General features: G+C 69.1%; 21 protein-coding genes, 3 tRNA genes and 1 pseudogene. 7 read left to right on the plus strand and 18 right to left on the minus strand.

Annotation, left to right across the window (positions count from 1 at the left end; genetic code table 11):
- Positions 1-73: 73 nt before the first annotated feature.
- From ACWDEX_RS10820 to ACWDEX_RS10845, 6 genes are all read right to left on the minus strand, one after another.
- A complete protein-coding gene (locus ACWDEX_RS10820; RefSeq protein ID WP_450462921.1) occupies positions 74-643 on the minus strand; it encodes a TetR/AcrR family transcriptional regulator in 570 nt (189 codons plus the stop codon).
- Positions 644-822: 179 nt separating this feature from the next.
- Positions 823-1251, minus strand: coding sequence for a MaoC family dehydratase (locus ACWDEX_RS10825; RefSeq protein WP_450463085.1), 429 nt, complete (start codon positions 1249-1251; stop codon positions 823-825).
- Positions 1252-1256: 5 nt separating this feature from the next.
- Positions 1257-1712, minus strand: a complete 456-nt coding sequence (locus ACWDEX_RS10830; RefSeq protein ID WP_450462922.1) for an FAS1-like dehydratase domain-containing protein — start codon at positions 1710-1712, stop codon at positions 1257-1259.
- A gap of 395 nt (positions 1713-2107) precedes the next feature.
- Positions 2108-2272 (minus strand): 50S ribosomal protein L33, encoded by a 165-nt coding sequence (rpmG, locus tag ACWDEX_RS10835; RefSeq protein WP_003948671.1) that lies wholly within the window; start codon positions 2270-2272, stop codon positions 2108-2110.
- A gap of 90 nt (positions 2273-2362) precedes the next feature.
- A tRNA-Met gene (locus ACWDEX_RS10840) sits at positions 2363-2435 on the minus strand.
- Positions 2436-2481: 46 nt separating this feature from the next.
- Positions 2482-2554 (minus strand) — tRNA-Thr (locus ACWDEX_RS10845).
- Between the two features lie 318 nt (positions 2555-2872).
- Between ACWDEX_RS10845 and ACWDEX_RS10850 the strand changes: the two genes are divergently transcribed.
- Together ACWDEX_RS10850 and ACWDEX_RS10855 are read left to right on the plus strand one after the other, a co-directional pair.
- Entirely contained in the window at positions 2873-4120 is a 1248-nt protein-coding gene (locus ACWDEX_RS10850) for an amidohydrolase family protein (protein WP_450462923.1), read from the plus strand.
- Between the two features lie 169 nt (positions 4121-4289).
- Positions 4290-4946 carry an SDR family oxidoreductase gene (locus ACWDEX_RS10855; RefSeq protein WP_450462924.1) on the plus strand — a complete coding sequence of 219 codons (657 nt, stop codon included), beginning with the start codon at positions 4290-4292 and terminating at the stop codon, positions 4944-4946.
- Positions 4947-5010: 64 nt separating this feature from the next.
- On the opposite strand, the gene ACWDEX_RS10860 is transcribed toward ACWDEX_RS10855, so the two are convergent.
- The 3 genes from ACWDEX_RS10860 to ACWDEX_RS10870 all read right to left on the minus strand — a co-directional run bounded on the left by ACWDEX_RS10860 (position 5011) and on the right by ACWDEX_RS10870 (position 6718).
- Positions 5011-5223, minus strand: a complete 213-nt coding sequence (locus ACWDEX_RS10860) for a hypothetical protein (RefSeq protein ID WP_450462925.1) — start codon at positions 5221-5223, stop codon at positions 5011-5013.
- 269 nt (positions 5224-5492) lie between these two features.
- Positions 5493-5909 carry a YeeE/YedE thiosulfate transporter family protein gene (locus tag ACWDEX_RS10865; RefSeq protein ID WP_450462926.1) on the minus strand — a complete coding sequence of 139 codons (417 nt, stop codon included), beginning with the start codon at positions 5907-5909 and terminating at the stop codon, positions 5493-5495.
- Positions 5909-6718, minus strand: a complete 810-nt coding sequence (locus tag ACWDEX_RS10870; protein WP_450462927.1) for a YeeE/YedE thiosulfate transporter family protein — start codon at positions 6716-6718, stop codon at positions 5909-5911. Before ACWDEX_RS10870 ends, ACWDEX_RS10865 begins: the two co-directional genes overlap by 1 nt.
- Positions 6719-8522: 1804 nt before the next feature.
- Here ACWDEX_RS10870 and ACWDEX_RS10875 point away from each other — a divergent pair.
- From ACWDEX_RS10875 to ACWDEX_RS10885, 3 genes are read left to right on the plus strand one after another with little or no spacing between them, the layout of a single operon-like run.
- Complete coding sequence (locus tag ACWDEX_RS10875) at positions 8523-9209, plus strand: hypothetical protein (RefSeq protein ID WP_450462928.1); 687 nt, start codon at positions 8523-8525, stop codon at positions 9207-9209.
- 31 nt (positions 9210-9240) lie between these two features.
- Complete coding sequence (locus ACWDEX_RS10880; protein ID WP_450462929.1) at positions 9241-9798, plus strand: SigE family RNA polymerase sigma factor; 558 nt, start codon at positions 9241-9243, stop codon at positions 9796-9798.
- Positions 9795-10565 (plus strand): hypothetical protein, encoded by a 771-nt coding sequence (locus ACWDEX_RS10885; RefSeq protein WP_450462930.1) that lies wholly within the window; start codon positions 9795-9797, stop codon positions 10563-10565. The genes ACWDEX_RS10880 and ACWDEX_RS10885 overlap by 4 nt, the downstream gene beginning before the upstream one ends.
- Positions 10566-10654: 89 nt before the next feature.
- On the opposite strand, the pseudogene ACWDEX_RS10890 reads toward ACWDEX_RS10885, so the two are convergent.
- Positions 10655-10906: pseudogene (locus ACWDEX_RS10890) on the minus strand (pyridoxamine 5'-phosphate oxidase family protein); the annotation flags it as partial.
- A gap of 134 nt (positions 10907-11040) precedes the next feature.
- On the opposite strand from ACWDEX_RS10890, the gene ACWDEX_RS10895 reads away from it, so the two are divergent.
- Positions 11041-11862, plus strand: coding sequence for an FtsX-like permease family protein (locus ACWDEX_RS10895; RefSeq protein WP_450462931.1), 822 nt, complete (start codon positions 11041-11043; stop codon positions 11860-11862).
- A 117-nt stretch (positions 11863-11979) separates the two neighbouring features.
- On the opposite strand, the gene ACWDEX_RS10900 is transcribed toward ACWDEX_RS10895, so the two are convergent.
- Positions 11980-12450 carry a hypothetical protein gene (locus ACWDEX_RS10900; protein WP_450462932.1) on the minus strand — a complete coding sequence of 157 codons (471 nt, stop codon included), beginning with the start codon at positions 12448-12450 and terminating at the stop codon, positions 11980-11982.
- 84 nt (positions 12451-12534) lie between these two features.
- A tRNA-Tyr gene (locus ACWDEX_RS10905) sits at positions 12535-12616 on the minus strand.
- A 224-nt stretch (positions 12617-12840) separates the two neighbouring features.
- Here ACWDEX_RS10905 and ACWDEX_RS10910 point away from each other — a divergent pair.
- Positions 12841-13329: a YajQ family cyclic di-GMP-binding protein gene (locus tag ACWDEX_RS10910; RefSeq protein ID WP_450462933.1), complete on the plus strand. Its 489-nt coding sequence runs from the start codon at positions 12841-12843 to the stop codon at positions 13327-13329.
- Between the two features lie 98 nt (positions 13330-13427).
- Here the strand turns inward: ACWDEX_RS10910 and ACWDEX_RS10915 are convergent, their stop codons facing one another.
- The 6 genes from ACWDEX_RS10915 to ACWDEX_RS10940 form a co-directional block, all read right to left on the minus strand.
- Complete coding sequence (locus ACWDEX_RS10915) at positions 13428-13694, minus strand: GlsB/YeaQ/YmgE family stress response membrane protein (RefSeq protein ID WP_450462934.1); 267 nt, start codon at positions 13692-13694, stop codon at positions 13428-13430.
- 313 nt (positions 13695-14007) lie between these two features.
- On the minus strand, positions 14008-14574 hold the full coding sequence (locus ACWDEX_RS10920; RefSeq protein WP_450462935.1) for an SMI1/KNR4 family protein: 567 nt from the start codon (positions 14572-14574) through the stop codon (positions 14008-14010).
- A 212-nt stretch (positions 14575-14786) separates the two neighbouring features.
- Complete coding sequence (locus ACWDEX_RS10925; RefSeq protein WP_450462936.1) at positions 14787-15179, minus strand: YccF domain-containing protein; 393 nt, start codon at positions 15177-15179, stop codon at positions 14787-14789.
- Positions 15176-16039, minus strand: coding sequence for a zinc metalloprotease HtpX (htpX, locus tag ACWDEX_RS10930; protein ID WP_450462937.1), 864 nt, complete (start codon positions 16037-16039; stop codon positions 15176-15178). Before htpX ends, ACWDEX_RS10925 begins: the two co-directional genes overlap by 4 nt.
- A gap of 216 nt (positions 16040-16255) precedes the next feature.
- On the minus strand, positions 16256-17755 hold the full coding sequence (locus ACWDEX_RS10935; RefSeq protein WP_450462938.1) for an NADH-quinone oxidoreductase subunit N: 1500 nt from the start codon (positions 17753-17755) through the stop codon (positions 16256-16258).
- Positions 17752-19326 (minus strand): complex I subunit 4 family protein, encoded by a 1575-nt coding sequence (locus tag ACWDEX_RS10940; RefSeq protein ID WP_450462939.1) that lies wholly within the window; start codon positions 19324-19326, stop codon positions 17752-17754. The genes ACWDEX_RS10935 and ACWDEX_RS10940 overlap by 4 nt, the downstream gene beginning before the upstream one ends.
- Positions 19327-19329: the final 3 nt, after the last annotated feature.

Here is a 19329-nt window from a genome sequence, read left to right on the forward strand (position 1 = left end):
CGACTATTAGTTATCGATTACTAACTTCCTGAGCAACGAAAAGGCCACCGACGGGCCTCTCGCCACCGTTTCGCTACTTCTCCAGTCGGCCCTTGAGCCGGGCTGACGGGTACATCCCCTGCCAGACCGGGTGTTCCGGCGGAAAACCCATGGCCGCGAGGGTGTTGACGAGCATCCCGTACGCCAGGAACGTCGTGGTCTCGTTCACGTCGGCCCCCAACGGCAGGTGCACCGTCTCCCAGAGCTTCATCCACCCGGCTCGGACCGTTTCACCGAACTCGCGGTCCCCCTCCGCTTCGGCGGCCGCCACGGCGATGTATGTCTGCATCTGCATCAGGAGCCTCTCGGGGTGCTCCGCGATCAGCCGCGTGTACGCATTCGCCATGGCATGCAGGGCCTCCTCGCCCTCAAGCCCCTCGGCGGCCTCCCCGAAGGCCCGGCACACGTCCTCGACGCACCGGCGCGAGGCGGCGACGAAGATCGCCTTCTTGCCGGGAAAGAGTCGGAAGAGATACGGCTGCGAGACGCCCACACGCTTGGCGATCGCCTCGGTGGAGGTGCCGTAGTAGCCCTTCTGCGCGAACTCGGCTGTCGCCGCGCGGATGACGCTCTCGCGCCTCTCCTCTGCGCTCATCCTGACCATGCGAGAAAGTTAGTGCTCAATCACTAACTACGTCAAGCGGTCTGCCGCGTGGAAACACCGCTCCGTCAGGCGTGGTTAGGCGGTGGGCCGTTCGTTCCAGTAGCGGGCCGCGCTCGCGTGAGGGGCGCCCGCAATGGCGGACGCCCCTCACGGCCGGTCGCACTGCCGTTGGCCTGCTCTCAGGCCAGCCGTACAACCGCCCGCGACATGGCCAGGACCTTCTGTCCCGCGCTCATCGCCGTGAGGTCGACGCGGACGGTGTTGTCGTCGAGCTTGGCCGCGACCTTGCCGCTGACCTCGACGAGGGCGCCTTGGTCGTCGTCGGGGACGACGACGGGCCTGGTGAAGCGGACGCCGTACTCGACGACAGCACCGGGGTCACCGACCCAGTCGGTCACCACGCGGATCGCCTCGGCCATGGTGAACATGCCGTGCGCGATCACGTCCGGCAGGCCGACCTCCTTGGCGAACCTCTCGTTCCAGTGGATCGGGTTGAAGTCCCCGGAGGCACCCGCGTACCGCACGAGCGTGGCTCGGGTGACGGGGAAGCTCTGCGCCGGGAGTTCCATGCCGACCTCGACGGCGTCGTACGCGATCTTCGCGGTCATCCGCGTCATGCCTCCTCTTCGGGCGCCCGGGCCACGAGCTTGGTCCAGGCGGTCACCACGTGCTCACCGGCCTCGTCGTGGACCTCGCCGCGGATGTCCAGGACGTCGTTGCCGGCGAGGGACTTGATCGACTCGATGGTCGAGGTGACGCTCAGCCGGTCACCGGCGCGTACCGGGCGGCTGTAGGCGAACTTCTGGTCGCCGTGCACCACCCGGCTGTAGTCCAGGCCGAGCTGGGGGTCCTGGATGACCTGGCCCGCGGCCTTGTAGGTGATCGTGAAGACGAACGTCGGGGGGGCGATCACATCGGTGTGGCCGAGCGCCTTGGCGGCTTCCGGGTCGGTGTAGGCCGGGCCGGCGTCTCCGATCGCCTCCGCGAACTCGCGGATCTTCTCCCGGCCGACCTCGTAGGGGTCGGTGGGCGGGTAGGACCGCCCCACGAAGGACTGGTCGAGCGCCATGGGCTCGGCACCTCCTGGTTGTTCAGCGGGTTCGCCCTCGCCGGTGCCACCGACGAGGCCGGATCTCCGTTCGGCCGACGTGACTGATTCTGCCCGGTCCGTGACCGGAGGTTCCCGTCCGGCCGGCGGGCCGTCAGTCTTCCGCCAGCCCTACGACCAGTCGTGGTCGTCTGTGAGTGTGGCGGTTCACGGTTGGGCAGCCATGACGGGCCGTAGGCCCCTGGGCGTGTCCGCGCGCGTTCTCACCCGTGCGGCGGCCCGGTCCCGCCGATACCGCGGGCTCGCGGGTACGGGGCGCGCACGCGCCGGGTGGCCCGGTCACGGACCTCTCGACCTGGCGTAACGCAGCGAGGCCGCCCCCTTGCTTGTGGGGGCGGCCTCGCTTTGAGCCTGATTTATCGCGTCTCGCGGTGCGCGGTGTGCGCGTTGCAACGCGGGCAGTGCTTCTTCATCTCAAGACGGTCCGGGTTGTTACGCCGGTTCTTCTTGGTGATGTAGTTCCGCTCCTTGCACTCCACGCAGGCCAGCGTGATCTTCGGGCGGACGTCGGTGGCAGCCACGTGAGTGCTCCTTGACGAACAGGTGGACGAAATCTAACGCATGAAAGAGTAGCCGACTGAAGGACCGACCCCGCAATCGGCTACTACGAGTAGCGGTGACCGGACTTGAACCGGTGACACAGCGATTATGAGCCGCTTGCTCTACCGACTGAGCTACACCGCTGCGATGCGATCGGGCCCCGTCTTGCGACGGGAACCTCTCACACCAGAGCCCCAAAACGGAATCGAACCGTTGACCTTCTCCTTACCATGGAGACGCTCTGCCGACTGAGCTATTGGGGCGAGCGATGAAGACATTACACGGTCGCCTGCCGTTCGCCCAAATCCGTTTCGCGGCACCCGCCCGGCCTGTCCCCCACGGTTCCCCGGACGTTTCCCGAGCCACTCCCGCGCCGCGAGCGACGGCGGCCGCCGCGCCACCGGGGCACCAGGAGTGGCCGAAGCGGAAGGGGCTTCTCGCAGTAGGCGGGGCAGTAGGGGCCACACCGGTACGACTATTGCGCTCCTCCCCGTCCCGGGCGGGTCTCCACCCTAGGCTCGACTCACTCTGCGTGATCTTGTCCCCACGATCGCAGCCACCCCCGAGCCTTCAGGAACGCGATGGCCGACAGCCGACCGCAGCCGCCCCATTCCTCGTCCTCGCCGTCGGGACCGTCCGACCCGGCCGCCTTGCTGCTGTGCGGGGCACGACTCACCGACGGCCGGACCGTGGACGTACGGCTGGGCGGCGGGCGCATCGAGGCGGTCGGCACCGCCGGCAGCCTGGCGACGGGAGGCGTCGGGACCCGCGTCGACCTCGGGGGCTATCTGCTCCTTCCGGCGCCCGCCGAGCCGCACGCGCACGGCGACACGGCCCTTTCGGCGGACGGCGACCGCCCGGTGTCGTACGCCCTCGAGGAGATCCAGCGCCGCACCACCGAGGCCACTCTGCTGCAGCTCGGCCATGGCGCGACGGCTCTGCGTTCGCATGTGCACATCGGTGACGTACAGGGCCTGGACGCGCTCGCGGCGGTACTGGGGGCGCGGCGCTCGCTCAGCGGGCTCGCCGAGTTGACGGCGGTGGCGATGCCACGGGTGCTGACCGGGGCCGCCGGTGCGGACGGGCTCGCGATGCTGCGAGACGCGGTGAAGATGGGCGCGACGGTGGTGGGCGGCTGCCCGGACACGGACCCCGATCCGACCGGCTATGTGGAAGCGGTTCTGGAACTGGCCTCCGAGTCCGGCTGCCCGGTCGACCTGCACACGGACGCTGACGATCCGGCGCGCCTCGCCCGGTTCGCTGCGATGGCGGGCGGGCTGCGCCCCGGGGTGACACTCGGCCCGTGCGCCGGTCTCGGACGACTTCCGGCGGAGACGGCCGCGCGTGCCGCCGACCAACTCGCCGCCGCCGGAGTGACCGTGATCTGCCTGCCGCAGGGAGGCTGCGGCGGCGTCGACCGGCGCGGCACGGCTCCGGTACGGCTGTTGCGGTCGGCCGGGGTGCGGGTGGCGGCGGGCAGCGGGGCGCTCAGGGACGTGTCGAATCCCGTGGGACGCGGCGACCCGTTGGAGGCCGCGTACCTGTTGGCATCGCGGTACGGCTGGAGCCCCGAGGAGGCTTACGCCGCGGTGAGCGCGTCCGCGCGGGCCGCACTCGGCCTGCCCGAGGTGCGCGTGGAGGCCGGCTTCCCCGCGGAACTGCTCGCCGTGCGCGGTGACCGGCTGGCGGGCGCGCTCTCGCTCGCGTACAGCCGCGTCGTGGTGCATCGGGGGCGCGTGGTGGCTCGTACCAGCGCGGTCCGGGAGTACTGCGACTCGGCGGCGGTGGCGCTGGACCTGCCTCGGCAGGCGCGGGTCACGGAGGCGTAGGGCGCGGACCGGGTGTGGGGCCGGGACCCTCTGGGCAGGGACGCACGACGCCCGGGACAGCGTGCGCGGACGGCGCGGTGCGCAAGGGGCGTGGTGTTCACTCGTGAGAACTGGAACCGTGCGTGAAGTCGCGCGGCGAAGGCGTTCCTCCGGGCGTACGGTCGGAAACATGCGCATTGTCATCGCTGGTGGTCATGGTCAGATCGCGCTGCGGCTGGAGCGGTTGCTCGCCGCGCGCGGGGACGAGGTGGCGGGAATCATCCGCCACGCGGAACAGGCCGACGATCTGCGGACGGCGGGTGCCGATCCGATCGTGTGCGATCTGGAGTCGGCGGCGGCCGAGGAGGTCGCGGGGCACCTGGAGGGTGCCGACGCCGCCGTCTTCGCGGCGGGCGCCGGCCCGGGCAGCGGTGCGGCCCGCAAGCACACCGTGGACCGGGACGCGGCGATCCTGTTCGCGGACGCGGCGGAACGGGCGGGCGTACGCCGCTTCGTCGTCATCTCGTCCATGGGTGCGGACCCGGAACACGCGGGCGACGAGGTCTTCGACGTCTATCTGCGCGCGAAGGGGGAGGCCGACGCGTACGTACGCGCCCACAAGTCCCTGGACTGGACGATCCTGCGCCCCGGCTCGCTGACGAGCGATGCCGGCAAGGGCCTGGTCCGTCTGGAGGCGCACACCGGCCGCGGCATGATCCCGCGCGACGACGTGGCGGCGGTCCTCGCGGAACTGATCGACACGCCCGCGACGGCCGGTCTGACTCTGGAACTGACGAGCGGTTCGACCCCGGTGTCCGTGGCGGTGAAGGCGGTGGCAGGGAACTGAGCGGGTGCGCAGGCTTCCTGACGGAGCGTCAGATGTGTTTTTGCGAGAGGTCGCGGCCCCGGATTCAGAAGAGGGGAAGTTGACCGGGGAACTCCGGTAGGACGTACCCGTCGAGGGTGGGCTGCGCGGCATCGGCCTGGGCGAGCCTGCGGGATCCGGGGCACGAGACGAGCGTCCCGCCGCTCCGCGGCTCCCGCGGGTCGTGCCGCGCGAACCGCCCCGCGACGACGGCGATCTCCCGATGGCACTCGGGACAGCTCCTGCGGCGCGACGACATGCCCTCAGCGTACGACGACGAAGAGCGTGAGCCGCGTCGGCGGACGCTGGACGGGGGATGAGCGCAACACACCACGACGAAGCCCCCTCCACACTGCGTTTCCGTGCGAAGGGGGCTTCGTCAACTTCCCCGCCCACACCTGCGCGTGGGGCTCCGTGGACGGAGCTGCGGAGGCAAGTGCTATGCCGTCACCGGGCGTTGCGGTGGGGACGGTCGTACGAGGTACTGGTTGCGGGCGGTCAGCTAGGCCACGCGGTGACCGCCCCTCGTCACAGCCCGCAGGAGCCGCGGTCGATGGGGAAGTACCGGGCGCTGGCCCAGCGGGCCAGGCGGATGCCGACCACGACACCGGCGATGGTGACCAGGGCGGGCAGGTAGCCGCCGGCGACCTGGGCGATCGGAATGGCCGGGCATCCGCCCGAGATCGCCCAGCCCGTGCCGAACAGCACCGCGCCGGGGATCACGCCGGCATGGATACGTCCCGGCGTGCGACGGACCCGCAACACGGCGAACACACACGCGATGATCACGACGGCGCCGGCGAAGGACAGCAGCATCCGCAGGTCCTGGAAGGTGAACATGCGGTTCAGCTCGGCGTAGTCGACGAAACCGATGTTGCTGAGGGTGAAGCCGAGGGCCAGCCCGGTGATGATGTTGGCCAGCAGGATCGCACCTCGGGTACGCATCAGATCACCTTCCACAACAGGAACGACACCCCGGCGGCGGTGCCGAAGAACACAGCGGTCGCGACGAGGCTGACCGGCTGCAGTCGGCCACAGCCGTTGAGTCCGTGGCCGGAGCTGCACCCGCCGGCCAGCCGTGTGCCGAAGCCCACCAGCACGCCTCCCAGGAACAGCAGAACGACCATGGTGAGGGGATCGCCGGTCACCAGGTCCCGAAAGCCCGGGCCCATGTCGTAGCGGAGTTTGAACCGCCCGGACGCCAACGAGGCGATCAGTCCGCCGAGGAAGATCGACACCAGCAGGGCGGCCTGGGTGACCAGCGGGGCCGGGCGCCGGTTCGTGACGGAGGAAGTCTCGTCCGCCACCGGTTCGACGACCGGGGTCGGCGGCTGCGGCTCACCGTAGAGAGGCTGCGGCGTGCCGTACGGGGGCTGCGGCGTGCCGTACGGGGGCTGCGACGCGTACGAAGTCTGCGGCTCACCGTAGGGAGGCTGCGACATGCCGTACGGGGGCTGCGACGCGTAGGGAGCCTGCGGCTCACCGTAGGGCGCACCGTACGGAGCCTGCGGCGCGGCGGGCGAGCCGGGAGCGGTGCCGAAGTGCTCCGCGGTGGCTGCGGCGAGCGCGTCGACAAGCGCCTGCTCGTCGGTGAACTCCTCCTCCGCCCGCTCGAGACGGCGTTCCCTGCGCCAGTGCAGCACGCGATCCCAGGCCGCCGACACGCCGAAGGATCGATCGGTGGTGAGGGCGTAGTTGATGGTGACCAGAGCGAGCCCGACAGCGCCCGCCCACCAGGGCCAGTAGGAACTCATGCGGGACCTCTCATCCAATCGACGAGTCGAGCCCACCAGCCCCGCCTGGGGCCGGGCTCCTGCCGCTCGGGCCGAGCGGTGCGGTGCGGGTCCGGGGGTTGGGGCATCCGTGCGGACGGTGACGGTGGTTGAGGTCGGACCGGTGCTGACGCGGGCGTCGCTCCGAACGGCATCGCACCATCCGGCGCCGCGTTCCAGGGTTGTGAAGGCTCAGGTGGCCCGGCCGGTGTCGGTTGGGACCACGCCCCGGTCTCCGGTGACCACGGATCGGTTCGTGGCGGCGGAGCCTGGTGGAGCGGCTGTGCCTGGTGAAACTGTTGTGCCTGCGGCGGCTGGGCTTGGTGGGGCGGCGGAGCTTGGCGCGGTGGCGGAGCCTGCCGGGGCGGCTGCGCTTGTGCCTGCGCCGGATGGGCCGGACCACGCCGGTTCACGTCGGCCGCGCCTTCGAGGTGTCGCGCAGTGGCTCCATTGGGCAGCAGGCTGATCGGCACCGGCTCGCCGGTGAGTGCCGTCCGGTAGCGAGCACAGTCCTGCCACTGATGCGCACTGTCGCAGTAGTAGTCGCGCCAACCCCGCAAACTCGCCCTGAGGAGAGGGAAAAGCGGGCATTCGACGGCGTGTGAGCAACCCACGTTGCTCCCTCCGGTTCTCATCCTTGCCGCGCCCGGAACCGACGATCTCAAGCGTCGGGAGAATGTAGGCACAGAGTTGTTTGGTGACTGCCAGTCACCGCCTTCAGACGCGATCGAATCATTGTTCTGGCGCCCCGGGCAACCTCGGGGAGTTTTCCACCCGAACCGCTGGATGGCGTTCCCCCGTCGACCTGTGAAGGGAGTGCAGATATTGCGGTCGGTTGTGACGGCGGTGTGGACTATCGCAGATCGTGAATAAAGTCACTGGCGGAGAAGAGTCATGCACCGAGGGTGCAATCAGCCGGACATATCGGAAATCGGCTACGTGACCTGCCGCAGGCAAGTGGACTGCATACTCACCGACATGTCGGCCTGTCAGCACTGCATGGGCCGGCCGACGCGCGACATGCCCGCACCCCCAGACGCCGCTCGACGTCCGGAGTTCCCCGGGCCGAGGCGGCCGGCAGGTGGACCCGACGCGGCGATTGAGCGAAAGCCCCGCATGGGCCGAAGCGGAGATCAATCACTCCGCCCAGAATGCGGAGGCGGAAATCCAGGATCCGTGAAATTCCTTACACGGACTCAACTTGTCACGCAGCCCCGTTCTTCGGGGTGATCAGTGGTTCACCCGGCCGTCGTGGGTGAGGATCCGGCAGGCGAGACAGACGAACTGTGCCCGGGACCTGGCCAGTCGGATGCGGGTACCCGGTCGGCCTTCAACTCGCCTGTGAATGCCTCCTTCTATGAGGCGGATTCGAAGGACAGCGCCGACCCGTTCGAGGCCTTTTCCGGCCGTCGGCAGCATGAGAATCGTCAGCAAGCTGCCTGTCGAAGCCTCCGCCGTGGATTCCGTCGTACGCGACGACCAACGTCTCCCTGTCGACGAAGCCGGACGACAACACGCATGCCTCACTGGCCGGCAAGCGACAGTGAGCCGGGTTCCACCCGGCGCGGCAGCCCGGTCCCCTGCTCAAGCGTGCAAGGAAGCTTCGAACCGATTCCGCTCGGGCGTGCAACCCGCCGAGGGTGTTCGGGAGTACCTACGAGCGGACGTCCAAGCCGCGGCCACCGCTCCTGGTGATCGCTGCAGGTCGGCACGCGGGCCCAGCGCGCCGACCGTCGATGACCGCCCGGCGTGCTGTCGGGCGGCAGCTTTGAAGGAGAAATGCTCCGTGGCTCTCAGTTTCGCCAGGAAGACAGCCCTTGCGGCCGTCGCCGTCGCCGTACTCGGAGGGATCTCGTTCGGTGCCTCCGCGATCGCGGCGACGGGCTCGACCGCCCACCCGGCATCCGCTCCCGCATCGGCACCCGCGTCCGTCGTCGCCAAGCACCCTGCTTCCGCTCACCAGCAGGCGCCGCAGGTGGTCACGCAGGTGATCGGCAAGGGCCTGGTGGACGGGCATCGTTGGTCGGTGGCATTGGAGTTCCACCGGACGCTGCCCAAGGGCTACACCCTGCCCACACTCCACGACGGCACCACCGCACCGGGCACATCCCTGCTGTGCCAGCGCATGTTCATCGGCGGTGTCCGCATCGACCACCAAGCCGGCCCCTGGGCCGACTGCCAGCCCGTCACCGGCACACACGACCCCCAGGCCGCCGGAGAAATGGGCCTGTGGGGCCTCCACGAAAAAGGCCTCAGCGGCACCCGACTGATCGTTTCCAACCCCGAACCCGACGTCGCCTACGGCATGGTCTCCCTCTCCGACGGCACCCGGGTAAAGGCCACCACGACCACCGTCCCCGGCACCACCTACCGCGCCTGGGCCGCACCCATCCGGAACGGACAGACCATCACCACCGTCGACCAGTACGACGCCCACCACCACCGCCTCAGCCACGACACGAACTGGCGCTGACCACCCAGACGAAGGACGGGCACCTCCTGCCGTGCAGCCAAGTGACCGCAGGGCCGCGGACAGCGGACCGGACTCGGAGTTCACCCGGTTCGTCACCGCCCGTTGGCGAGCCCTGACCCACACCGCGTACCTGCTCACCGGCGACTTCCACGAGGCGGAAGACCTGGTGCAGACCACGCTGGCAAAGGTGTACCCGCACTGGCAGCGACTCGAGCCAGAGCGCGCCGAACACTACGTTCGACGGGCACTGGTCAACACCAACCGCAGCCGGCATCGCCGCCGCCGGATCACCCACCTCCTTCTCCCGTCCCTGCCTGACATCCGCCCCGCCCATGACGACGGGGCGGGTGTCGGGAGCGTGGACGTGTACGACGCCTTGGCCCGCGACCTCGCCGACCTGCCCGAGCGCCAGCGGGCCGTCGTGGTGCTGCGCTACTGCGAGGACCTGTCCGCCGAGGAGGTGGCAGACGTCCTCGGCTGTTCAGTGGGCACCGTGAAGAGCCAGGCGTCCCGGGCCTTGGCCAAACTGCGCAGCCGTTCGGCTCTCGCCCGCAACTACCTGCCCAGCCGCCCTGCAGAGGCACGATGACTCCTGACCACGATCAAGAAGACCGGCTACGCGTCGCCTTCGCCCGGTCACGCGACGCCTACCCCTCGTCCCAGGCCCCCGTCGACCAGATCCTGACCATCGCGCGCGCCCGAAGGAAACGTCGCCGGGCCGCGGCTGCCGTGGCCAGTGCCATCTGCGTCCTTGCCCTCGGCCTGGCACTTCCGTTCCTGAAGCCGTCACCTCGTGCCGTCGGACCTGCGCGCCAGCCCCCACCCGCGGCGATCCCCACCTTTTCCCCGACCCCCGACACAGTCAGTGTCCGGGTGGCCGAGGGGACGACGGGCAGTCACCGTTGGTCGGTGGCATTGGAGTTCCACCGGACGCTGCCCAAGGGCTACACCCTGCCCACACTCCACGACGGCACCACCGCACCGGGCACATCCCTGCTGTGCCAGCGCATGTTCATCGGCGGTGTCCGCATCGACCACCAAGCCGGCCCCTGGGCCGACTGCCAGCCCGTCACCGGCACACACGACCCCCAGGCCGCCGGAGAAATGGGCCTGTGGGGCCTCCACGAAAAAGGCCTCAGCGGCACCCGACTGATCGTTTCCAACCCCGAACCCGACGTCGCCTACGGCATGGTCTCCCTCTCCGACGGCACCCGGGTAAAGGCCACCACGACCACCGTCCCCGGCACCACCTACCGCGCCTGGGCCGCACCCATCCGCAACGGACAGACCATCACCACCGTCGACCAGTACGACGCCCACCACCACCGCCTCAGCCACGACACGAACTGGCGCTGACCACCGCTGCCAGTAGCTCGGGGACCCTGCACCTCACCCAGAAACGCCTGTTGACGGCTGTGGGCACAGCCGCGCGAGTGCGTCGCTGCTCAGAAAGCCCATCGCGTATGGGTGTAGACCCCGTTGTCCCGGCCGAAGCCGTACGCCGTGGCCGGGGCCACCGCGAACACCACCGCGTCCCCGTTCCGGAACGCGTCCCCGATCCCGTGGAAGGTGCCCTCGGACGAGGTGATGTGCGGCCCGTATTTCGCTTCGTACGCCGTGATCACCTCCTCCAGCACCACCGGATCCGCAACCGGCTCCGCCTTGCCTTCGATCACGAGGGCGCGGCCGGCCTGGAGGATCTGCGAGGTTCTCCGCGCGCCAGCCGGGAGCCTTCTCGGCAGCCGCCACCAGCGGCCCGCTGCCTGTCAAGGCACTCGCCGCGCTCAGTGCACAGCAAGGTCTCGTCGTCACGCCGGTCCGCTCGGCCACCGTGGAGATCGATGGCCACGGCACCCTGGTGGCCGCCGCCGACCCGGCCCGGCTGGGCGCCCACACCGACGACATCGGCCGGGCACGCACGCTGGCCGACGGCACCGCGCTCAGCGGCCTCGACAACGCCGACGTGCACCGGGTCGCGGGGACGGCAGGACGGTCCGGCACCACCCTGCGGATCGAGCCGGGGCGCAGCAGCCTGCCCTTCACACTCCAGAGCGGAGCCTTCCTGCTGGTGACACCGGCGACCCTGGACCGGCTCGCCCCCGGCGCGGCCGTCACCACGGCCTGGATCAGCCCCGCCCCAGGCACCGACCACCTCGCTGCCCGCCGGGCCATGGACCGAGCACTGACCGACTACCCCCACGTCCGCGTCACCGACACCGCGGCACAGGCGCAGAGCCTGCGATCGCTGCTGGACCAGATGATGCTGATCACCATGGCACTGCTCGGCTTCTCGGTCGCCATCGCCGGACTTGGCGTCGCCGCCACTCTGATGCTCAGCGTCAGCGAACGCGTCCGCGAGATCGGCATGCTGCGCGCGATCGGAATGTCCCGCCGGCAACTGCGCCGCATGCTCACCCTGGAAGCACTACTGCTTTCCCTCGCCGCCGCACTGATCGGCACCTCCCTGGGCATCGGCTACGGCTGGGCAGCCGCCCGATCGGTCACCTCCACAGTGGGAACAATCGGCGGCCCACCCATACCGCTGGTACTGGCAGCGCTGGGACTCACCGTGCTCACCGGACTCGCAGCCGCCGTCCTGCCGGCCCGACGGGTCGGACGGATGACCGTCATCGCCGCGCTCGACACGACGTAGAACCTGCGGAGTCAGCCCAGGACAGTGGTCAACCCCAGAGTGCCGTGGGTGGTGACCGAGGTCTGGGCCTCCCGCGCGCCTCGGGAGCGTTCGCAGGGAGTGACTTGGCCCAAGGCATCAGTCTTCGGCGGACGGCTCGCGCACGGGCGGGACCAGGAGATCACGCTCAGGGTGCTTCTCACTGGTGACATTGCCCTGAATCCCCAGGTCTGCCCGCGCTGCTTCGCGCTTGATCCATCTATCGCTCGCCCCGGGCCGGTGTCCCGCCGGTGCGCGGATCCCGTGGTTCGCCGGTAACTCGGCGTGGATGCTCGGCCGAACCTCCACGATGACATCGGCGTCCTCCTGGTCGCCCTCCTCGTCGCGCCAGAGGTAGACCCGCACGTGCTTCGCCCGGTGCAGGCCGCGTACCTTCCACTCGGTCATCAGGTCGGCGACCACGAGGGAAAGTGCGTACTGGGGGCCCTCGCTCGAATCGTCGACGGTGATCGTGCCCCGCCACCGTTCGGGGTCGTTGCCGTAGGGGCGCCATCCCTCCGAGCCATGCGGCTCGAACACCCGGTACACCCAGTCCGTCTCGGTGCCCATAACACCGATCCTGTCACTGCAGTCCAGAACGCCGAAAGGGTCTGCGATCAGCATTGCTGCTGGTCACAGACCCTTTCGGTCTTGTGGCGGCGCCAGGATTCGAACCTGGGAAGGCTGAGCCGGCAGATTTACAGTCTGCTCCCTTTGGCCGCTCGGGCACACCGCCAAATTTGCTGCTGTGGAGACCGCTTTTCGGCGGTGCTCCCTGGCAACGACGTAAACAATACCTGATGCACAGGGGTGCTTCGCCACCCGATAGATCAGCGCCCTGGACGGGGAGGGATGGCTAGGCTTATGCGGATGCGGTCCGGATCCACGCCGGGCCAGGCGACCGCGCCCCCGCACGCCGATACGCACTCCGATCCATCCCGATACAAGGAGCCACAGGACATGGCCGACTCCAGTTTCGACATCGTCTCGAAGGTCGAGCGGCAGGAGGTCGACAACGCCCTCAACCAGGCCGCCAAGGAGATCTCACAGCGCTACGACTTCAAGAACGTCGGCGCCTCGATCGCCTGGTCCGGCGACAAGATCCTGATGCAGGCCAACTCCGAGGACCGTGTGACGGCCATCCTCGACGTCTTCCAGTCGAAGCTGATCAAGCGCGGGATCTCCCTGAAGTCGCTGGACGCCGGTGAGCCGCAACTCTCCGGCAAGGAATACAAGATCTTCGCCTCGATCGAGGAGGGCATCTCCCAGGAGAACGCCAAGAAGGTGGCGAAGATCATCCGCGATGAGGGCCCGAAGGGCATCAAGGCTCAGGTGCAGGGCGACGAACTGCGCGTCACATCGAAGAGCCGCGACGACCTCCAGGCCGTGATCGCCCTCCTGAAGGGCAAGGACTTCGACTTCGCACTGCAGTTTGTGAACTACCGGTAGACCCTTCGATGGTCCGCTGACTGTACGAGGAAGGGTGGTCGCCCCGAGTGTGGGGAGACCACCCTTCTCTGCTGCCGACTGCGGCTTCAGGGGGCTGTTCAGCGACGTGAGTCACCGAACAGGACGCGATAGATGATCAGCAGCACGAGCGAGCCGCCGATCGCGGCCGCCCAAGTCGCGCCGTCGTAGAACTGCTTGGTGATCGGGTGATGCAGCCAGCGTGCGGAGATCCAGCCGCCTATGAAGGCACCCGCGACGCCGATGAGGGTCGTACCGATGAAGCCGCCGGGGTCCTTGCCCGGCAGCAGGAACTTGGCGATGGCGCCTGCCAACAGCCCCAGAATGATCCAGCTGACAATGCCCATGCCTTGGACCTGCCTCTCCGTGCTTTGCCTGCGCTGTGCTCCTGCTCAGGCCAGGCTCTGTTCATGCGTCGGCGCAGCCGCTCGATGCCGCCGATCGCGCTCGACCTGCGCCTCGTACGGCTGTGCCGTCATCAGGAAGGACGCCTTGGCGACAGCCACCGGTTGCGGGAGAACAGTAGGGCGGTCCCATGACGAAGCCCGAGGAGCAGCGGCCGGTGATGCGAGGGTCGTGCCGGACGCCAGGGGTCGGGGACGCCGTCGTCGGGCCCGGCGCGTCATCTCTTCCCGCACAGCCGCCGCGCGAAGGTACCCCCTACGGCGCCTGCGTGGTACCCGTGCGTATCGGGAAGTCCGGCCACGGCGGCAGGTCCGTACCGTCGTTGGCCTCCTCGTACCAGCCTGTGCCGTCGAGCCAGGTCTGGAGCCACTCCGCGAGACCGGGGGCGTCCAGGTACCAGGAGGTGTCGCCCTCGTCGACGTTCGGCTCGTAGAGCAGGACCGTGCCGCGCGGGGTGCGACAGTCCACGCACGCGTACATTCCGCAGCCCCAGTGGGATATCGGCAGCACGCCCTCGGGCCAGGGCCGGGCGGGGTCCGTGCGGGCGCTCTCGCGGTTCGCGAGGTACTGGGAGACGGCGGCCGGCTCGCCGGCCGGTGGGCTCTCGAGCAGGGGCAGCAAGCCGTACTCCGGACCGAATCCGCCGTCTCCTATGCGCAGGTACAGCGCGGCGAGCAGCGGTGGCAGGGAGAAGCCCAGAGCCGCCTCGGCGCGGGCGAGCACCGCGTTGTCCACGGGCTCCGGGAGTGAAGGCCAGCCCCACGGGCGAGTGTTGTGGGCCTGCTCCACCACCCTGTCCAGCAACTGCTCGATTTCGGTCATGAGTTCATGATGCAGGGCGCCGCTGACAATCGGGCGGCCTGTGGACAACCCTCGGAGGCCTCGCACACGGCGGACGTCGACGCGTGGTTCGGACGGGCTGACCACCACGAAGTCAGGGCCGTGGCCGGAGTAATCGCGCCAAGTCCTGAGAGCGCTCGGCGGCTCGGGATGCGCCACCGCGATCCCGAGCCGCCGACCCACTCATCAGCTCATCAGCGTGTTGCGAACGGCTGGTCCGTGGGAACGATTTCGCGTCCCAGGGGAAGCAGTGAGACCGGGATGAGCTTGAAGTTGGCGATGCCGAAAGGAATGCCGATGATCGTGACGCACAGGGCGATGCCCGTGACGATGTGTGCGATGGCCAGCCACCAGCCCGCAAGGACCAGCCACAGCACGTTGCCGATGCAGGACGGCGCGCCGGCGCCACGACGCTCGACCGTCGTATAGCCGAAGGGCCACAGCGCGTAGACGCCGATGCGGAACGCGGCAATGCCGAACGGGATGCCGATGATCGTGATGCAGAGCAGCACTCCGGCCAACAAATAGCCCAGGAACAGCCAGAAGCCGCTCAGGACCAGCCAAATCACGTTCAGGATCGTCTTCACCGGTGGCGACCTGCCATCTGCTCGAGTCGGGCGATGCGTTCCGCCATCGGCGGGTGCGTAGAGAACATCTTGGAGAGTCCCTGGCCCGGACGGAAGGGGTTCGCAATCATCATGTGGCTCGCCGTCTCGATGCGCGGCTCAGGGGGCAGCGGGAGCTGACTGGTGCCCATCTCCAGCTTGCGCAGGGCGCTCGCCAGCGCGAGGGGGTCGCCGGTCAGCCGGGCGCCGGAGGCATCCGCCTCGTATTCCCTGGACCGGCTGATGGCGAGCTGGATGACGGTCGCGGCGAGCGGGCCAAGGATCATGATCAACAGCATGCCGAGGAGGCCGGGGCCCTCGTCGTCGTCCGAGCGGCCGACCGGGATCAGCCAGGCGAAGTTCACCAGGAACATGATCACCGAGGCGAGGGCGCCGGCGACCGACGAGATCAGGATGTCGCGGTTGTAGACATGGCTCAGCTCGTGCCCGATGACTCCGCGCAACTCGCGCTCGTCGAGGATGCGGAGGATGCCTTCGGTGCAGCACACGGCCGCGTTGCGCGGGTTGCGGCCGGTCGCGAACGCGTTCGGCGCCTCTGTCGGCGAGATGTACAGGCGAGGCATGGGTTGCCGGGCCTGGTTGGAGAGCTCGCGGACCATCCGGTACAGCGCGGGTGCCTCGAACTCGCTGACCGGGCGCGCGCGCATCGCGCGTAGTGCGAGCTTGTCGCTGTTCCAGTAGGCGTAGGCGTTCGTGCCGATCGCGATGAGGACCGCGACGACCAGGCCCGTACGCCCGAAGAAGCTGCCGATGACGATGATGAGTGCGGACAGTCCCCCGAGGAGTACTGCGGTCCTGAGCCCGTTGTGCCGGCGGTGCACGGTACGCCCTCCAAATGGTGCGGCAGGGGAACCCTTTGTCTGCGGATGCTGTTGACTCCACTTCTCAGTGGACCCTCCCGTACTGGTCAACGCCAGGCGGAGAGCGCAAGTTCCCTTGTGCGCGGGCCGGAGCCCGTGGGCTGTCCGGGTCATGCGGCGGCCTCCCCACGCGCGCGTGTGCGCTGTTGAGTGTGGCCGCGCGCGTGAGGGCGTCGGTCAGAAGAGGCCGGTGGCCGAGAAGCGGAGCACCAGCTGGGGCGCCCCGGAGAGAGCGATGCCCAGGACGGCGGTCAGCGCGATGGCGGCCGTGAGTGGGGCGGGGGCGCGGTGCCTCGCGGGCTCGCCCTCCGGAGCGCGGAAGAGCAGGGCTGTCCACTGGAGGTAGTAGAAGAGCGCGATCACTACGTTCACGGCCATGACGACGGCGAGCCACCCGAGGCCGGCGTCGACGGCCGCGGAGAAGACGGTGACCTTCGCGAAGAGGCCGATGACGCCCGGTGGGAGGCCCGCCAGACAGAGCAGGAAGAAGGCCAGGAGCAGGGCGGCCAGGGGGCTGGCCGCGTACAGGCCGCGGTAGTCGGTGATGCGGTTGTGGGCCCTCGTGCGGCCCACGAGGGCGGCCACGGCGAAGGCTCCGAGGTTCACGGCCCCGTACATCAGGGCGTACGCCACGGTGGAGCCGATCGACTTCTGGGCGTCCGTGGAGTAGGCGGCCGCGGCGATCGGCACCAGCAGGTAGCCGGCCTGGCCGACGGAGGACCAGGCGAGCAGGCGTACCGCGCTGTACGCGCGCGTGGCCTGCTGCCGGAGTGCGCCGACGTTGCCGACGGTCATGGTGAGGGCGGCCAGCGCGGCGAGTGCCGGGCCCCAGACGTCGGAGTACGACGGTAGGGCGACGACCGTGACGAGGATCAGGCCGGAGAAGCCGACCGCCTTGCCGACGACCGACAGGTAGGCGGCGACCGGCAGGGGCGCTCCCACGTAGGTGTCGGGTACCCAGAAGTGGAACGGGACCGCTGCCGTCTTGAAGGCGAAGCCCACGAGGGTGAGGACGACACCTGTCTGGGCGAGCGTGTGGAGCTGGCCGTCCACGTGCTGGATCCGGTCCGCGATCCGGGTGAGGTACAGGGTGCCGGTGGTGGCGTACACGAAGCTGATGCCCATGAGGCTCACGGCGGTCGCCGTGACGGAGGACAGGAAGAACTTCAGGGCGGCTTCGGAGGATCTCTTGTCGCCGTACCGGATGCCGACGAGGGCGAACGCGGGCAGGGAGGCGACCTCCAGGGCGACGACGAGGGTCGCCAGGTCACGGGAGGCGGGCAGCAGGGCGGCGCCGGCCGCGCTGGAGAGCAGCAGGAACCAGAACTCCCCTGCCGGGATCTCCTTCTTGGCGTCCTTGAGGGCGGTGACCGACAGCAGGGCGGTGAGGAGGGCGCCGGCCAGGACGAGGAACTGGATGACGAGGGTGAAACGGTCTGCCGTGTAGCTGCAGACGTGCGGGTCTCCCCGCAGGCAGAACGTGGCGCGGTCGCCGTCCAGGAGGGGCAGCAGCATGAGCACCGCGGCGGCGAGTCCGGCGATGGAGATCCAGCCCAGGTGGGCTTTCCGCGACTCGCCGAGGAAGAGGTCGGCGACGAGGACGACAAGTCCGGCGACCGCCGCGATGGTGGGCGGCGCGATCGCCAGCCAGTCGACGGACTGGACGAGGGAGCTCATCGGGTGCCTCCTGCCAGGAGCTGCTGCACGGCCGGGTCGGTCAGTCCGAGGAGGGCCTTCGGCCACAGGCCTGCGGCGACGGTGAGGACGACGAGCGGCGTCCAGGCCGCGAATTCGTATATGTGGACGTCGGCGAGTCTCGGGGCGTCCTGCGGAACGGCGCCCATGCAGACACGGCGGACCACGACGAGCATGTAGGCGGCGGTGAGCAGGGTGCCGAAGGCGGCGATCGCCATGAACGTGAGGAAGGCCGGGCGGCTGAGGTCGGCGGCGGGCCTGAACGCGCCGAACAGCGCGAGCATCTCACCCCAGAACCCGGCGAGTCCGGGCAGGCCGAGCGAGGCGACGGCGCCGAAGGCGAGCAGGCCGCCGAGGCGGGGGGCCCGGCCGTAGAGTGCGGCGCCGGTCTTCTCGGACAGGCTGTCGAGGTCGGTGGTGCCGGTGCGGTCCTTCAGCGCGCCGACCAGGAAGAAGAGGAGGCCGGTGATGAGTCCGTGGGCGACATTGGCGAACAGGGCGCCGTTGACGCCGGTCGGGGTCGTCGTCGCGATGCCGAGGAGCACGAAACCCATGTGACCGACGGAGGAGTAGGCGATCAGCCGCTTGAGGTCACCCTTGGCACCTCGTTTGGCGAGGGCGAGGCAGGCGAGGGACCCGTAGATGATCCCGACGACGGCGAAGGCCGCGAGGTACGGCGCGAAGGTGTGGAAGCCGTGGGGCGCGACCGGCAGGATGATACGGACGAACCCGTACGTACCCATCTTCAGCAGGACCCCGGCCAGCAGGACCGAGCCGACGGTCGGCGCGGAGGTATGGGCGTCGGGCAGCCAGCTGTGCAACGGCCACATCGGCGCCTTGACCGCGAGTCCGATTCCGATCGCCAAAACGGCGATGACCTGCACAGATGCGGTGAGCGAGTGGCCGTTGTCAGTGGCGAGTGCCACCATGTCGAACGTGCCCGCCTCGATTCCGATCAGGAGCAGGCCGAGCAGCATGACGACAGAGCCGAGCAGCGTGAAGAGGATGAACCTCCAGGCGGCCCCGGCCCTGCCCGCACCGCCCCAGCGGGCGATGAGGAAGTACATCGGGATGAGGACCATCTCGAACGCGAGGAAGAACAGCAGCAGGTCGAGAACGGTGAAGGTCGCGAGAGTGCCGGACTCGAGGACGAGCAGCAGGGCGACGAAGGCCTTCGGGGACGGGCCCGCAGGCAGCTTGAAGTACGAGTAGAGCGCGCAGAGGAAGGTCAGCAGCGCGGTCAGGAGCAGAAGGGGGAGGGAGATGCCGTCGATGCCCAGGTGGATCCGCACGTCGAGCGCGGGGATCCAGCTGATGTCGGTCGTGGCCTGCATGGTCGACGGGTGGTCGTGGTCGAAGCCGAGCGCGAGGGCGATCGCCGCCATGAGCACGGCGCCGGTGACCGTCACGCCGTGCCGCAGCACGGCCTGCTCGGGCGACTTCCCCTTCAGTCCGGGCGGGGCCGGCAGGAGGGCGGCGAGCGCGCCGATGAGCGGCACGACGACAATGAATGCCAGAAGGAACTGCATCACGGACTCGCTGATATCGATCACGCC

Source organism: Streptomyces sp. NPDC001020 (assembly GCF_053599115.1).

What these genes read in the sequence shown, in the direction of transcription:
- ACWDEX_RS10820 (WP_450462921.1), bottom strand. Translation starts at nt 643, where the DNA reads ATGGTCAGGATGAGCGCAGAGGAGAGGCGCGAGAGCGTCATCCGCGCG.
- ACWDEX_RS10850 (WP_450462923.1), top strand. Translation starts at nt 2,873, where the DNA reads ATGGCCGACAGCCGACCGCAGCCGCCCCATTCCTCGTCCTCGCCGTCG.
- ACWDEX_RS10915 (WP_450462934.1), bottom strand. Translation starts at nt 13,694, where the DNA reads ATGGGCATTGTCAGCTGGATCATTCTGGGGCTGTTGGCAGGCGCCATC.
- ACWDEX_RS10860 (WP_450462925.1), bottom strand. Translation starts at nt 5,223, where the DNA reads ATGTCGTCGCGCCGCAGGAGCTGTCCCGAGTGCCATCGGGAGATCGCC.
- ACWDEX_RS10855 (WP_450462924.1), top strand. Translation starts at nt 4,290, where the DNA reads ATGCGCATTGTCATCGCTGGTGGTCATGGTCAGATCGCGCTGCGGCTG.
- ACWDEX_RS10920 (WP_450462935.1), bottom strand. Translation starts at nt 14,574, where the DNA reads ATGACCGAAATCGAGCAGTTGCTGGACAGGGTGGTGGAGCAGGCCCAC.
- ACWDEX_RS10825 (WP_450463085.1), bottom strand. Translation starts at nt 1,251, where the DNA reads ATGACCGCGAAGATCGCGTACGACGCCGTCGAGGTCGGCATGGAACTC.
- ACWDEX_RS10910 (WP_450462933.1), top strand. Translation starts at nt 12,841, where the DNA reads ATGGCCGACTCCAGTTTCGACATCGTCTCGAAGGTCGAGCGGCAGGAG.
- ACWDEX_RS10830 (WP_450462922.1), bottom strand. Translation starts at nt 1,712, where the DNA reads ATGGCGCTCGACCAGTCCTTCGTGGGGCGGTCCTACCCGCCCACCGAC.
- ACWDEX_RS10935 (WP_450462938.1), bottom strand. Translation starts at nt 17,755, where the DNA reads ATGAGCTCCCTCGTCCAGTCCGTCGACTGGCTGGCGATCGCGCCGCCC.
- ACWDEX_RS10865 (WP_450462926.1), bottom strand. Translation starts at nt 5,909, where the DNA reads ATGCGTACCCGAGGTGCGATCCTGCTGGCCAACATCATCACCGGGCTG.
- ACWDEX_RS10885 (WP_450462930.1), top strand. Translation starts at nt 9,795, where the DNA reads ATGACTCCTGACCACGATCAAGAAGACCGGCTACGCGTCGCCTTCGCC.
- ACWDEX_RS10870 (WP_450462927.1), bottom strand. Translation starts at nt 6,718, where the DNA reads ATGAGTTCCTACTGGCCCTGGTGGGCGGGCGCTGTCGGGCTCGCTCTG.
- ACWDEX_RS10900 (WP_450462932.1), bottom strand. Translation starts at nt 12,450, where the DNA reads ATGGGCACCGAGACGGACTGGGTGTACCGGGTGTTCGAGCCGCATGGC.